This is a genomic window from Paracoccus sp. SY (assembly GCF_002901215.1).
Taxonomy (GTDB): domain Bacteria; phylum Pseudomonadota; class Alphaproteobacteria; order Rhodobacterales; family Rhodobacteraceae; genus Paracoccus; species Paracoccus acridae.
Genome location: NZ_NWMQ01000214.1, coordinates 1 through 467 on the forward strand (window position 1 = coordinate 1; position 467 = coordinate 467).

Below are 467 nucleotides of genomic sequence, written 5' to 3' on the forward strand. Positions count from 1 at the left end.
CCCGCCGGAAACGCGATCATCGGCCATCTACCACGGAAAGGAGCCGGGCCAGCGCCTCCGGGTCCACGTTGGCCGGCACAACAAGCTGGCGGCCATTCCTCAGGGCAATCTCTACCCGGGCTTCCGGGTTCGGGGGCACAGGCCTTGGGGACATCGTGCCTGGCAACTCGGCAGAAACCGTCAGTGGCATAAAGGAGGGCAAACGGTCGCCACCAAGCTCCCCGGTGCGGTATTGTCGGCGCCAGACCGTCAGCAGAGACCGCGAAATGCCATGCCGTCTTGCCGTGGCACTCACCTGGCGGTTTCCGGCGAAACTCTCCTCGACAATCCGGACCTTGTCCGCATCGCTCCAATGTCGCCGGCGTACACCATCCGCCGCGGACAAAACTTCAATCGGGGGTTCGAATTTAAGGTCGCGCATAAGGTCGGAGCTATCACTTAAGCGCCAAAACCGTCAGGCGGCCTTC

Annotated in this window: 1 protein-coding gene; it reads right to left on the bottom strand. The window is 62.7% G+C overall.

Translation table 11 applies throughout. The features are described from left to right. Positions 1-16: 16 nt before the first annotated feature. Positions 17-421 (bottom strand): transposase, encoded by a 405-nt coding sequence (locus CK944_RS22610; protein ID WP_103175220.1) that lies wholly within the window; start codon positions 419-421, stop codon positions 17-19. Between the last annotated feature and the right edge of the window lie 46 nt (positions 422-467).